This is a genomic window from Microcoleus sp. PH2017_28_MFU_U_A (assembly GCF_020738035.1).
In the GTDB taxonomy this organism is placed as follows: domain Bacteria; phylum Cyanobacteriota; class Cyanobacteriia; order Cyanobacteriales; family Microcoleaceae; genus Microcoleus.
This window is the reverse complement of the sequence record NZ_JAEQCX010000167.1, coordinates 1-13,188: the sequence shown is the minus strand read 5'-3', so window position 1 is coordinate 13,188 and position 13,188 is coordinate 1. Positions and strand designations below refer to the sequence as shown.

Here is a 13,188-nt window from a genome sequence, read left to right as displayed (position 1 = left end):
CTTCCCCTATTTCGGGCTGCGAGCGATCGCTCTGGGGAAGCTGTTAACCTCAACAACATCGGCCAAGTCTACTCAGACTTGGGAGAAAAACAGAAAGCGCTAGAGTATTACAGCCAGTCCCTTACCCTATCTCGAACAATAAGCGATCGCTCTGGGGAAGCTGTTACCCTCAACAACATCGGCAGAGTCTACTCAGAATTGGGAGAACAACAGAAAGCGCTAAAGTATTACAGCCAGTCCCTTCCCCTCTCTCAGGCAATAGGCGATCGCTCTGGGGAAGCTGGCACCCTCAACAACATTGGCAGTGTCTACTCAGAATTGGGAGAACAACAGAAAGCGCTAGAGTATTACAGCCAGTCCCTTACCCTATCTCGAACAATAAGCGATCGCCACGGGGAAGCTCGCACCCTCAACAACATCGGCTTAGTCTACTCAGAATTGGGAGAACAACAGAAAGCGCTAGAGTATTACAGCCAATCCCTTCCTTTGCATCGGTCAATAAGCGATCGCCACGGGGAAGCTCGCACCCTCAACAACATTGGCAGTGTCTACTCAGATTTGGGAGAACAACAGAAAGCGCTAGAGTATTACAGCCAATCCCTTCCTTTGCATCGGTCAGTAAGCGATCGCTCTGGGGAAGCTATCACCCTCAACAACATCGGCGGTGTCTACAATAAATTGGGAGAACAACTCAAAGCAAAAGACTATTTCAGTCAGTCCCTTCCCCTATTTCGAGCCGTGAGCGATCGCTCTGGGGAAGCTGTTACCCTCAACAACATCGGCGGTGTCTACAATAAATTGGGAGAACAACAAAAAGCGCTAAAGTATTACAGCCAGTCCCTTCCCCTCTCTCAGGCAATAGGCGATCGTCGCGGGGAAGCTCGCACCCTCAACAACATTGGCAGTGTCTACTCAGAATTGGGAGAACAACAGAAAGCGCTAGAGTATTTCAGCCAATCCCTTCCCCTATCTCGATCAGTGGGCTATCGCTCTGGGGAAGCTTTTGCCCTCAACAACATTGGCAGTGTCTACTCAGAATTGGGAGAACAACAGAAAGCGCTAGAGTATTACAGCCAGTCCCTTCCTTTGCATCGGGCAGTAGGCGATCGCAGCGGAGAAGCTCTCACCCTTTACAACGTAGCTTCTGTCAAACGCGATCGCGGAAATCTTACCGAAGCTCTCAACGACATCGAAGCATCTCTCAAAATCATCGAAAACCTCCGCACAAAAATAGCCAGCCCAGAACTCCGCAGCTCATACTTTGCCACAGTACAGGACTACTACGAATTCTACATCGACCTGTTAATGCAACTGCACAAAACTAACCCTAAATCCGGTTATGATACAAAAGCCTTAGAAGCCAGCGAACGTTCTCGCGCCCGCAGCCTCCTCGAACTCCTCCAAGAAAGTAACGCCAACATTCGCGAAGGTATTTCCCCCGAGTTGCTGCAACAAGAAAAGAGCTTGCAACAGCAACTCGACGCCACAGAAAAACGCCGGATCGAATTAGTCAGCAGCCCCAATCGCAATCCAGATTTAGTTGAAGCGACCGACAAAAAAAGCCTGGAATTATTGCAACAATACCAGCAAAATCAAACCCAAATTCGCAGCACCAGTCCCCGCTATGCTGCCCTCACCCAGCCCCAACCTTTAACCCTCGCCCAAATCCAAAAACAGGTACTCGATGAAAATACAATTTTACTGCAATATTCCCTCGGCAAAAACCGCAGTTATTTGTGGGTGGTGACAGCTACTGGAATCACCAGCTACGAACTTCCCAAACGCGCCGATATTGAAACAGCAGCCCGGAAGTTCCGAGACGCTGTAACTGACGGCCGTTTCAGAGATATACCGAAAAGAGTTGCCGAGGCAAGTACAGCTTTGAGTCAGTTAATTTTACAGCCAGCCGCCGCCTCTTTAGGACAAAAACGCCTATTAATTGTTCCCGACGGCGTGCTGCACTATACTCCTTTTGCAGCTTTATCACTGACACAGGGATCAGGACAAAATGCTAGTAATTTCTTAATTGCCCGACATGAAATTATTATCCTGCCTTCCGCTTCAATTCTCGGAATTCTCCGGCAAAATTACGGAGATCGAAAACAGCCAAGTCGAACTTTAGCAATTTTAGCCGATCCAGTTTTCAGTCCAGACGATGAAAGAATCAAAGGAAAGCTTACCCAAGAAACCAAGGAAAAGTTAGAATCAAATAACCTCGGTTTAAATCGATCGCTCCGCGCTTCCAATCTGGGATGGCCGCCCAATCGCCTACCCTTTAGCCGCCAAGAATCCCAAATAATATTAAGTTTAGCACCCTCAGCTTCCAACACTGAGAAAATTGATTTTTTAGCCACTCGGACTACCGCTATAGATGGTAGTTTAGCCAATTATCAAATAGTTCACTTTGCCACCCACGGCATTGCCAACAGCAAAAATCCTGAACTGTCAGGAATTCTGATGTCGATGGTTGACGACAAGGGCAATCCTGTAAATGGCTTTTTGCGACTCACAGATATTTTCAACTTGAAACTGTCAGCAAATCTAGTAGTTTTAAGTGCTTGTCAATCGGGAATGGGACAGAATGTTAAAGGCGAAGGAATGGTGGGATTAACTAGGGGATTTATGTATGCAGGTGCTCAGCGAGTGGCGGTGAGTTTGTGGAATGTGGATGATGAAGGAACTTCGGTGTTAATGCAAAAGTTTTATCGGAAAATGCTGCAAGAAAAGTTAGCACCCGCCGCAGCTTTGAGGGCGGCGCAGATGGAAATGATGCAGGATCAAGAATGGCAGTCTCCTTATTATTGGGCGGCTTTTACGCTGCAAGGCGAGTGGAAATGATATCGCGGTTCAAAAGTAATTAGAAATAAGATTAACTGCTTCCTTTCGCGCTCGCCCGGTAACGAGTAGAAAGATAGGTTTGTAGTGAGGACTTTAGTCCTTCTTTTTGCGGACTAAAGTCCTCACTACAAACCTTATGTACCGAAAAAAGGTTTATCGCCCGCTAGCTAAAGCCTCTCGCAATTTACGGCCCCGCGATTTATCCCTAAGTTCAGGAGTTGCCATCCGCAACACCAAATCCAGCAACCAAGGCGCAATTCTGTGACACCAAACTGCTAAATGACTTTGATATCCTACCAAGATTTCCGGCGCATCTTTGTGCAATCCCGCGACAAGTGCTAGGGCAACTTTTTCGGGAGTTGTGGGCACTACCCAGCGGAATTGTTCTAAGTCTCGCACCATGTCGGTATCTGTGAGAGATGGTAGCAAAGCTGTGACTCGGACATTGTAGGCGGCTAACTCGCTGCGTAATGCTTGGGTAAAGCCCAAAATGGCAAATTTAGTAGCAGAATAAGTTGCCATTGTAGGAGCGGCAATTTTGCCCATCAAGCTCGAAACATTGACGATTGTTCCGTCTTTTTGGGCAGCCATTCGCCTCGCTATTAACCGGGTGATTGTGTAGGTTCCGAGCAAATTTAAGGCGATTTCTTCCTCAATTAACGGTAGCGGCGATCGCAAAAAGGATGCTTGGTGCGCGACGCCTGCACAGTTGACTAGCAGGTGAATCGGGCCGTTATCTCGCCAAGCTTGGGCGATCGCAATATTCACCGCCACTGACTGAGTTAAATCTAAAGCTAACGGCACTACTTCTGTACCAAAAACATCGATTTCCTCTGCCAATTCGATCAACTGGTGGCGGTTGCGCGCCACAATCAGTAAGCGTTTGACTCCTTGTCTGGCTAATTCCAGGGCGATCGATCGCCCAATACCGCGCGAAGCCCCTGTAACGAGAGCTGTTTTTCCTTGAAGCTGCATAGATAAAACCCTCTGATTTTGATACTCACCGCGCGCGAAGTTATAAGTTGCGAGTTATGAATTTTGTGGAGTTAACTCAAAACTTTTGAATCGCCAACGGGCGCGTGAGTTGAACTAAACTTTTGGTTTGCCAGAAATTGGTTGTAAATCTGGCTACTCAACCTCATTCAAGCAGACAAACCTGAGATGGGAAAACCAGGTGGAAAATCATACCGACTTTGGCTTAATTTCCCTCTTTCTTTAGTCTGCGAAGGCAGACTTTGTTTGTGTAGTCGCGAATGACCTTCGCCGGGATTTTTGAGCAATACAGAGCATAAATTCCATACCTTAAAATTGGGTCTGAAGCTTCCCCATTTAGGGGAAAATCAAACAAAATGATTCATTGCTCCAATCCTCTTCTATCGACGGCTATAGGTAGCTGTCAACTGTCAACTGTCAACTGTCAACTGATGAAACCTCCTAGATATGAGAATCTCCTATCTACACACACGTTAACAACTCCACCTCAAAGCTGCAACAATTTTTAATAAATCTTCCGCAACACTTCTTTACAATCTTCTCAGACGGTCGATTTCCAAGTACCGTGAAAGCCCAAAGGTATGACACCAGGCAATTCTAGCTGACAAACAGGCGGGCGCGAAAGTCCGTCGCACTCATATATCCACACTTCGCTGCTATCAGAATTGCCGTCGTAAACAACTGTCAAAATCCAACCTTTCTCCGATGAAATATCTGGAACGTAGATGGGTTCTGCGGGATAGCGATTTTCGCCGCAGTCGGCAATTGTGAGATTGTGGGTTTGCGTGTCGAAACGGGCGATCGCGCCATAACGTTCCGCTACAATATCAACATCAGCCCGATACATTGCCAGATAAACATACCGCGAGTCTTGTCCTACTTCTGAAGCAAGTACAATCGGAAATTCGCAAGGTTGATTCAACAATTCTTCTGTTGCTATCACTTTCCCCGTCTGCGGATTGAGATGCACTCGACAGAGAATCCCCTCGGCATTGGTGCGAGTTTCACCTGTCGCTACTTCTTTAAGTCGCTGATTGCTTTTAAAGTCGTCCAAGCGTACAAAATCAACCGCCACGGAACCATCTTCCTTGACAAAACCATTAGCAAAATGCCATTGAAACCAAGGATCGGTTTTGCTGCGACTAACTAAATATAGAGTTTCTGAATCAACAACTAATATTTCTGTTCCCAACTCCGGTTTCCATTCAAAGGAGTCACCATAACTGCTAATTCCAGCTAACACAGGTAAAAATTTCAGTCGCACTGGTGGCACAAAAAATATCAAATACTTGCCAGCTAAAACAAAGTCATGAATCAGTGGAATTCCATCCAAAGCAATAGTTGCTTTTTGGACGACTTTACCTGTAGAATTACTTTTATAAAGATTCAAATTAGTAGTAGCACCAGGGACAACTCCAAAATTATAAATATTACCACTAATCGGGTCACGTTTGCAGTGAGCCGAATAGCTAAATTCTCCTGATAAAGTTCCTAAGTTGTCTATACCAATAGTTTCTAGGGTTTGTAAATCAAGGCTATGAGGCGGCCCACCTTCCCATAGTGCCAAAAGGCGATCGGGCAAAGCTAAAACAGAAGTATTCGCAGCATTTTTAACTGTTTTAGTCCACCGCAACCACACAGGGCCCGGCGCTGTCATACCGTAATTACTGTAGAGAAATTTATCAGCTTTTTCTTCAGCTAGATATCCCGCTGTTTGCACGTAGCGATAAACAGCAGCAGCACCGACATCAGTAAAATGTACTGCCAAAATTGCACCGTCGCCATCAAACCAGTGTCCCGCAGCAACACCGCCGCGTTCCAAACGTGCGGGCCCGTTGCGGTAGAGAGTGCCGCGCAATCCGTCGGGAATTTTACCACTTTTAACCGATAACTGAGTCAACGGAAACTCGGCAGCAGGACGGGCTAAAGATTTGGCCCAGGATTTTTTAGCTGAGATTTTACTGTCTGTTTTCATTCGCAACTGGCAATTTTTAGCTGAGCTGGCAGAAATTTTGCTATACAATTATAGCACAAATTACCTAACAGTTATGACTTTCGCCCGCCGCTACCTGCTCAGAACTTTTGGGCTGACTGCTATTGGTACTCAGCTTTTACCCATCGCCCAAAACAACCTTTTTGCCAAAAGTGCGATCGAGCCGCGCCGCCTCAAAGTCGGCGATACAGTAGCCTTAATCAATCCTGCCGCTTTCAACTACGAAAAAGAAGTGCAGCAATTTTTCAAAGTGCTGGATAACCTAGGCTTAAAAGTTAAGCTAGGAGAGCATTTTTACGACCGCTACGGCTACTTAGCAGGCAAAGATGCCGATCGCGCCGCCGATGTCAACGCAGCCTTTGCCGACGACTCAGTGCAAGCTATTTTTACCGGGATGGGCGGCTGGGGCTGCGGTCGCATCTTGCCACTCCTGGATTACAATATAATCCGCAACAATCCCAAAATTATTATGGGATTCAGCGATATTACTGCGCTATTATTGGCAATTCATGCTAAAACTAATATAGTTACTTTCCACGGCCCTTTAGGTGTCTCCAGTTGGAGTCCCTTTACAGTAGATTACGTCAAAAAAGTTTTGTTTGACGGAGGTTCTGTGACCATGCAAAACTCCAAAACTATGCCTGTAGAAACCATTCGGCGCGGCACAGCTAGGGGAAAACTCATCGGCGGCAATTTATCAGTAATCTCAACACTAATCGGTTCAGCTTATTTGCCGGATTGGGAAAACAGTATTTTGTTTGTCGAGGAAGTTAGCGAAGAGGTTTATCGTATCGATCGAATGTTGACGCAGCTCCAATTAGCAGGCATTCTTGATAAAATATCCGGTTTTGTTTTCGGACAGTGCACCAAGTGCGAGGCCGAAAAACCGCAAGAGTCCCTCACCTTGTCTCAAGTCTTGACGGATCGCATTCGCCCCTTGAATATTCCCGCCTGGTACGGTTCGATGGTGGGACACATTCGGGATAAGTTCACTTTGCCGATCGGCAAAGAAGTCGAAATCGACGCAACTGCTGGTACAATCAAATTATTATCATCCGCCGTCAGCTAAATCTTGAACTATTCTCAATATTCCTAAGGTACGTAGTTGCGCTTCAGCGCTCTTAGCTTATATTATAAAGAGCGCCCAAGCGCAACTACGTAACTAATTACGTTTAACATTAAGTCGTCACCAATGGGCAGATCGCGAGCAACCATTCAAATACACAATCATAAATACCGTGAATAAAATCCCACAATTCATTAAATTATTAACAGCAATCATCCTGACAATAGTTTGCGTATTTCCGCTCAATCTCGGCGCATCAGCAGCCAATAAAATCGCCAACCAAGATACAATCTATCAGCAGCGAACAATCCACAATCCCGACGGCACCGGCAAATTTTACATGGGTCGAGAAATTGCCCAAGTCATGGGATATCAAGGGGCTGGTTGGCTCGAAAGACCATCTCGCGGCATGGAAGAAAAATCAGCTCGATTAGTCAACAATCTAGATTTAAAACCAACCGACATTGTAGCAGACATTGGAGCCGGAACCGGATATTTTAGCTTTCGTATCGCCCCCCTAGTTCCCGAAGGAAAAGTTTTCGCCGTTGACGTACAACCGGAAATGCTCAACTTTATTGAATTGAACAAACAAGAAAAAAATATCGCTAACGTTGAGCCAGTTTTGGGAAGTATCGACAATCCCAATTTGCCGGAAAACAGCGTCGATTTAGTTGTGATGGTGGATGCCTATCATGAGTTTGCCTATCCCAGAGAAATGATGCAAGGAATTGTCAAAGCACTGAAACCAGGAGGCCGCACAGTATCGATCGAGTATCGGGGCGAAAATCCGCTGCTTCCCATTAAAGGTTTGCACAAAATGACCCAGAAACAGGTGAAAAAAGAAATGGCCGCCGTCGGTTTAGTATGGAAAGAGACAAAAGATATGTTACCCCAGCAGCATTTAATGGTGTTTGAAAAACAATCTCAAATTTAGTAGCAAAGAAAACAAATTTGTTACCATTTTTTCTGATTTTTGTCAAGGGACATAAGCCGTATTCATGCGAAGGAGCGATCGCCCAAAAATACTAAGCATTAAGTAAGCCTTAAGATAGGCATTGTGTTCAAAATGTCAATCTACAATTAAAAATTGACAACCCAGAGGCGCTTCCCTAATTATTCCAGCGAAGAAGTGTCGCTACTAAAAGGTACTAGCTTGAACATTCCAAGTTCCATCCTCACCATGCTCGTCGGCATCGGAGTGACTCTGATCAGTCTCTGGTACGGCCAGAATCATGGATTAATGCCGATCGCCGCCTCGGCTCAAGCATCGCAGATAGACGGACTATTCAACACAATGATGACACTTTCCATAGGATTATTTATCCTAGTCCACGGAGTGATAGTCGTTGCTGTAATTAAATATCGCCGTCGTGAAGGAGACAATACAGACGGGCCAGCTTGGCATGATAACTTTCCCTTAGAAATTCTATGGACAGCCCTACCAGCGGTGATTATTTTAGGTATCGGAGTCTACAGTTTTGAGATTTACAACTCAATGGGTGGCCTCGATCCGATGGGTAATCACGATCACGGTACAATGCAATCGCACTCTAAAATGCGCGGAAGTGCGATCGCAGGCACGCTGTCAGATACACCACAAAAAGCCCCTCAAATTCAGCCAGAAAAACAAATTGCCCTAGGCGTAGGTGCTGCCCCAGAAAACGAAGAAAAACCAGCAGACTTAGTAGTAAATGTCATGGGTTTGCAGTACGCCTGGATTTTTAGCTATCCAGAAAGTGGCGTTAGTTCCGGTGAACTGCATATGCCACTCAACGGCGACGTACAGCTAAATCTTGCAGCTCAAGACGTGCTGCACGCATTTTGGATGCCCGAATTTCGGCTCAAACAAGATGCAATTCCTGGGCGAGGAAGCGAACTAAGATTTATACCAAACAAAGTCGGCGAATACCGAATTGTTTGTGCTGAATTGTGCGGCGCATATCACGGAGCAATGAAAGCTGTAGCATTCGTTCACACACCCGAAGACTTCGACCTTTGGGTGAAAGAACAGCAAGTTGCTAGCGCTCAAAACTTAGAGCAAGCAGTTGCCATCAATCCCGAAAAAATGTCAGACGGGGAATTCTTAGCTCCCTACGTCAGGGAAATAAAAATTAATCCCGAAAGTCTAGAACAACTTCATCCAACTCATCACAAAAAATAGTCATTAGTTCCTGGCAATGGATATTTAATCCAGAGCAAATAACTAATGACTAATAACTAATGACTAATAACTATGACACAAGCACAGTTCCAAGAAACTGCCAACATAGATGCTCGCGGAACAGCACCCGCCGATAGACATTGGCGAGATTATTTCACATTTAATACCGACCACAAAGTCATCGGTATTCAATACCTAGTTACAACTTTTGGATTCTATCTAATCGGCGGCGTGATGGCTACCTTAGTGCGAACCGAACTCGCCACACCCGACTCCGATTTTGTCGCCCCGGAACTCTATAACAGTTTATTTACTGTTCACGCCACGGTGATGATTTTCCTATGGATTGTCCCCGCAGGCGCCGGATTTGCTAACTTTTTGATTCCCCTGATGATTGGGGCAAAAGATATGGCATTTCCCCGGCTCAATGCCCTGGCTTTTTGGATGATTCCCGTAGCCGGCGTATTGCTGTTGAGCAGTTTTTTGGTGGGAGCTCCCCAGGCTGGTTGGACTTCCTATCCGCCTTTGAGCTTAGTTACTGCTCAAATGGGGGAAGAAATTTGGATTCTCAGCGTTTTGTTCCTGGGAACTTCTTCGATTTTGGGGGCGGTAAATTTTGCCGTTACCATATTCACGATGCGGGTTCCGAGCATGAGTCTCAATGAAATGCCTTTGTTTTGCTGGGCAATGATTGCGACTTCAGCGCTGACTTTAGTTGCTACTCCAGTGCTAGCAGCAGCCTTGATTTTGCTATCCTTTGACTTGTTAGCGGGAACGGCATTTTTTAACCCGACTGGTAACGGCGATCCGGTCGTCTACCAGCATTTATTCTGGTTTTATTCGCACCCGGCTGTTTACATTATGATCATGCCCTTTTTTGGGGTGATTTCAGAAGTGTTGCCAGTGCACTCGCGCAAGCCAATTTTTGGTTATTTGGCGATCGCCTATTCCAGTCTTGCCATCAGCTTTTTAGGCTTAATCGTGTGGGCGCACCATATGTTTACCAGCGGCACTCCCGGCTGGCTGCGGATGTTTTTCATGATCACCACCATGATCATCGCCGTACCCACTGGGATCAAAATATTTAGCTGGTTGGCGACTATTTGGGGTGGCAAACTCCGACTCGTCAGTGCGATGCTATTTGGGATGGGCTTTATCTCAACCTTCCTCCTCGGTGGCATCACCGGGATCATGGTAGCTTCCGTACCCTTCGACATTCACGTTCACGATACTTATTTTATCGTCGCTCACTTACACTACGTGTTGTTTGGTGGCTCGGTGTTTGGAATTTACGCTGCTTTTTACCACTGGTTCCCCAAAATGACGGGGCGGATGCTTAACGAATTTTGGGGTAGAGTTCACTTTGTTTTAACCTATGTGGGCTTTACTGTAACTTTCTTGCCGATGCACGCTTTGGGGATGCAAGGAATGCCCAGGCGGGTGGCAATGTACGACCCGAAATTTACGACAATTAATGTCATTTGTACTGTGGGCGCTTATATGCTGGCAGTCTCGACAATCCCGTTTATTGTTAACGTGATTTGGAGTTGGAGGTACGGCCCGAAAGCAGGTGACAATCCTTGGCAAGCTTTAAGTTTGGAATGGATGACGACTTCGCCACCGCCGATCGAAAATTTTGAAGGAATACCGGTATTGGCAACCGGGCCTTACGATTACGGCATGGAAAAAATTCAGAACACTGGCGAACGTCTCAGGCTGAAGTTGAGGGAAAATGCGACACGCAACGCCCAGAAACGGGGTATTCCGATTGCGGAGGCTCAAGTTTCCACTTTCTTTGGCGGGACTGCTACTTTGGTCGAGCCTGAATCAGAGATAAACGTTGATTCTCCTGGTGATGAAAGTCAAGATAGCAATTAGTCATTAGTGATTAGCGCGAGCGTCCCCGCTCGCGAACGTCATCAGTCATCAGTCAACAAACACGTCAAACCTAGTACCGCTCTGCTGTCTGACGATTAAGCTCTCGATCCCCCCTAGCCCCCCTTAGGTCGGGGGGGACAAGAAGCAATCAAAGCTCCCCTTGAGAAGGCAGGAATTGGACATACTCAAAACCCCCCTTGAGAATGCAGGAATTGGACATACTCAAAGCCCCCCTTGAGAATGCAGGAACCGGACACACTCAAAGTCCCCCTTCTTAAGGGGGATTTAGGGGGATCGAGCCTCCGCTATAAACGAGAGATACAAAGATTTTCAGACAATTGTTGGCACGAATGTTCTCTTCCTTCTTCCTTCTTCTTCCTTCTTCCTTCTTCCTTCTTCCTTCTTCCTTCTTCCTTCTTCCTTCTTCCTTCTTCCTTCTTCCTTCTTCCTTCTTCCTTCTTCCTTCTTCCTTCTTCCTTCTTCCTTCTTCCTTCTTCCTTCAACATCCATTACCAACTAGCAATTTATTATGCAACAAATTCCAGCGATCGATCCAGAAAAAACGGCTCTAAATTACCACCACAGCGCCGAAATAGAAGCGCACGGCGAAGAGCATCCCGACCACAGAATGCTAGGCGTACTTGTGTTCTTGGGATCTGAAGGCATGATATTTATGGGTATGTTTGCCGCGTATTTGATTTATCGGGCGATGGCCCCGATGTGGCCGCCTGAAGGTACACCCGATCGCGAGTTATTGCTGCCGGGAATTAACACGGTGATTCTGATTGCTAGTAGTTTTGTGATTCACAATGCGGATGCTGCGATCAAAAAGAATGATGCGACGGGTATGCGAAATTGGTTGCTCGTGACTATCGCTATGGGCGTCGTTTTCTTGTGCGGTCAAGTTTACGAATATACTCATTTAGAGTTTGGGTTGACGACTAATTTGTATGCCAGTTGCTTTTACGTTTTGACTGCTTTTCACGGTTTGCACGTGACGTTTGGAGTGGTGCTGATGGCTGGGGTCGTTTGGCGATCGCGCGTACAAGATCACTATTCCAGCGAACACCACTTCGGCATCGAAGCGACTGAGATTTATTGGCACTTTGTCGATGTGATCTGGATTGTTTTGTTTGTGCTGCTGTACATAATTTGAGCGTAGGCTTTTGTACTTAGCGGGCAGGCAAGATGCCTGTCCCACCTGAAATTAAGACCCCCGGTTGGGGGTTTTTTATTGTTTGCGAAGTGCGATCGACAGTTTGTAGTGAGGACTTCAGTCCTCATCAAAAGAAGGACTAAAGTCCTCACTACAAACCCGGCCACGATCTCAAAGCCGATCGCCCTAAATTACGCTAAATTAAAAGAAGCAATTCTCCCATCCACCAGCATTGAGGAAATTATGCAGTGCGAATTGTGCGATCGACCAATGGCAGCATTAACCGCCCACCACCTCATCCCCAAACAAAACACCAAGCGGAAAAACGAAGATCCCAGCCAGACGATCGACATTTGCTCGGCCTGTCACCGCCAGATTCACTCTCTTTTCGACAACAAACACCTCGCCCAAGAGCTCAACACCCTAGAAAAGCTCAAAAATGACCCTCAACTCCAGAAATTTGTCTCTTGGGTGAAGAAGCAAAAAACCGACAAACGCATTCAAGTACACAGCAAAAAAGCTTAAACATCGGCGGGCGGGTTCGGGGGTACCGCCCCTACAGAATGGCGGTGAAACTTACGATAAAGCATCGCCTCTATCGGCTTTCCACCCCGCAAATGTCGATCGGTAATTGCCGCAACTTCTTCAGCAGAAACACCGCTATACCAAACCTCTTCTGGTAGCACCAACACCATCGGCCCGTTACCGCACTGTCCCAAACAACTACTAGCGACAACTTCCACTTCTGCACCGGACAATTGCTGAAAAGTTGTCAGTACCTTGGCTGCATTTTGCTTGCGACAAGTGCGGTTTTGGCAAACAAGAACTCGCCTAGAAGATTCGATGATTTTCATGTTTTTTTGATTGACACTCTGCTTTTTGTATGCTATATTTGTATAATGGAAATAGGTGTGGTCATATATACAAAAGTGGTCAGAGAGTCAATAGAGATTTTGGAAGAGTTCCCGTGCTAACCCAAAAATCATGATAAACCTTTTGATGCTAACCATTGGCGATCGCGCTACATAAATCTGGGATGAATCGGCTAACCGCAGATACTTTTGAGATAAACACTGATAGACGCAGATAATTTCCCGATAATT

Annotated in this window: 11 protein-coding genes; 7 read left to right on the top strand and 4 right to left on the bottom strand. The window is 46.3% G+C overall.

Going from position 1 to position 13,188, the window contains the following annotated elements:
• A partial coding sequence (locus JGK14_RS31930; protein WP_325315920.1) for a CHAT domain-containing protein occupies positions 1–2,838 on the top strand: 2,838 nt, incomplete at its 5' end.
• Positions 2,839–2,991: 153 nt separating this feature from the next.
• On the opposite strand, the gene JGK14_RS31925 is transcribed toward JGK14_RS31930, so the two are convergent.
• Positions 2,992–3,813, bottom strand: a complete 822-nt coding sequence (locus JGK14_RS31925) for an SDR family NAD(P)-dependent oxidoreductase (RefSeq protein WP_293314392.1) — start codon at positions 3,811–3,813, stop codon at positions 2,992–2,994.
• A 559-nt stretch (positions 3,814–4,372) separates the two neighbouring features.
• Positions 4,373–5,806, bottom strand: a complete 1,434-nt coding sequence (locus tag JGK14_RS31920) for a carotenoid oxygenase family protein (protein ID WP_325315919.1) — start codon at positions 5,804–5,806, stop codon at positions 4,373–4,375.
• 73 nt (positions 5,807–5,879) lie between these two features.
• Between JGK14_RS31920 and JGK14_RS31915 the strand changes: the two genes are divergently transcribed.
• The 4 genes from JGK14_RS31915 (at position 5,880) to ctaD (ending at position 10,929) form a co-directional block, all read left to right on the top strand.
• Entirely contained in the window at positions 5,880–6,893 is a 1,014-nt protein-coding gene (locus JGK14_RS31915) for a S66 peptidase family protein (protein WP_293196528.1), read from the top strand.
• A gap of 169 nt (positions 6,894–7,062) precedes the next feature.
• Positions 7,063–7,824 carry a class I SAM-dependent methyltransferase gene (locus tag JGK14_RS31910; protein WP_325315918.1) on the top strand — a complete coding sequence of 254 codons (762 nt, stop codon included), beginning with the start codon at positions 7,063–7,065 and terminating at the stop codon, positions 7,822–7,824.
• A 219-nt stretch (positions 7,825–8,043) separates the two neighbouring features.
• A complete protein-coding gene (locus JGK14_RS31905; RefSeq protein ID WP_293176942.1) occupies positions 8,044–9,051 on the top strand; it encodes a cytochrome c oxidase subunit II in 1,008 nt (335 codons plus the stop codon).
• Positions 9,052–9,123: 72 nt separating this feature from the next.
• On the top strand, positions 9,124–10,929 hold the full coding sequence (ctaD, locus tag JGK14_RS31900) for a cytochrome c oxidase subunit I (protein WP_293176938.1): 1,806 nt from the start codon (positions 9,124–9,126) through the stop codon (positions 10,927–10,929).
• A gap of 330 nt (positions 10,930–11,259) precedes the next feature.
• Here ctaD and JGK14_RS31895 read toward each other — a convergent pair whose 3' ends face one another.
• Positions 11,260–11,439: a hypothetical protein gene (locus JGK14_RS31895; protein ID WP_325315917.1), complete on the bottom strand. Its 180-nt coding sequence runs from the start codon at positions 11,437–11,439 to the stop codon at positions 11,260–11,262.
• A gap of 19 nt (positions 11,440–11,458) precedes the next feature.
• Here JGK14_RS31895 and JGK14_RS31890 point away from each other — a divergent pair, with 19 nt between their 5' ends.
• Both JGK14_RS31890 and JGK14_RS31885 read left to right on the top strand, forming a co-directional pair.
• Complete coding sequence (locus JGK14_RS31890) at positions 11,459–12,085, top strand: cytochrome c oxidase subunit 3 (RefSeq protein ID WP_293176940.1); 627 nt, start codon at positions 11,459–11,461, stop codon at positions 12,083–12,085.
• Between the two features lie 108 nt (positions 12,086–12,193).
• The gene (locus JGK14_RS31885; RefSeq protein ID WP_325315916.1) at positions 12,194–12,610 is read left to right on the top strand and encodes an HNH endonuclease; all 417 of its coding nucleotides are present in this window, start codon (positions 12,194–12,196) and stop codon (positions 12,608–12,610) included.
• Here the strand turns inward: JGK14_RS31885 and JGK14_RS31880 are convergent.
• On the bottom strand, positions 12,607–12,939 hold the full coding sequence (locus tag JGK14_RS31880) for a (2Fe-2S) ferredoxin domain-containing protein (protein ID WP_293176941.1): 333 nt from the start codon (positions 12,937–12,939) through the stop codon (positions 12,607–12,609). The genes JGK14_RS31885 and JGK14_RS31880 overlap by 4 nt on opposite strands.
• Positions 12,940–13,188: the final 249 nt, after the last annotated feature.

Coding starts and splice junctions, on each gene's coding strand:
- JGK14_RS31925 (WP_293314392.1), bottom strand. CDS start 3,813: ATGCAGCTTCAAGGAAAAACAGCTCTCGTTACAGGGGCTTCGCGCGGT.
- JGK14_RS31920 (WP_325315919.1), bottom strand. CDS start 5,806: ATGAAAACAGACAGTAAAATCTCAGCTAAAAAATCCTGGGCCAAATCT.
- JGK14_RS31915 (WP_293196528.1), top strand. CDS start 5,880: ATGACTTTCGCCCGCCGCTACCTGCTCAGAACTTTTGGGCTGACTGCT.
- ctaD (WP_293176938.1), top strand. CDS start 9,124: ATGACACAAGCACAGTTCCAAGAAACTGCCAACATAGATGCTCGCGGA.
- JGK14_RS31895 (WP_325315917.1), bottom strand. CDS start 11,439: ATGGATGTTGAAGGAAGAAGGAAGAAGGAAGAAGGAAGAAGGAAGAAG.
- JGK14_RS31890 (WP_293176940.1), top strand. CDS start 11,459: ATGCAACAAATTCCAGCGATCGATCCAGAAAAAACGGCTCTAAATTAC.
- JGK14_RS31880 (WP_293176941.1), bottom strand. CDS start 12,939: ATGAAAATCATCGAATCTTCTAGGCGAGTTCTTGTTTGCCAAAACCGC.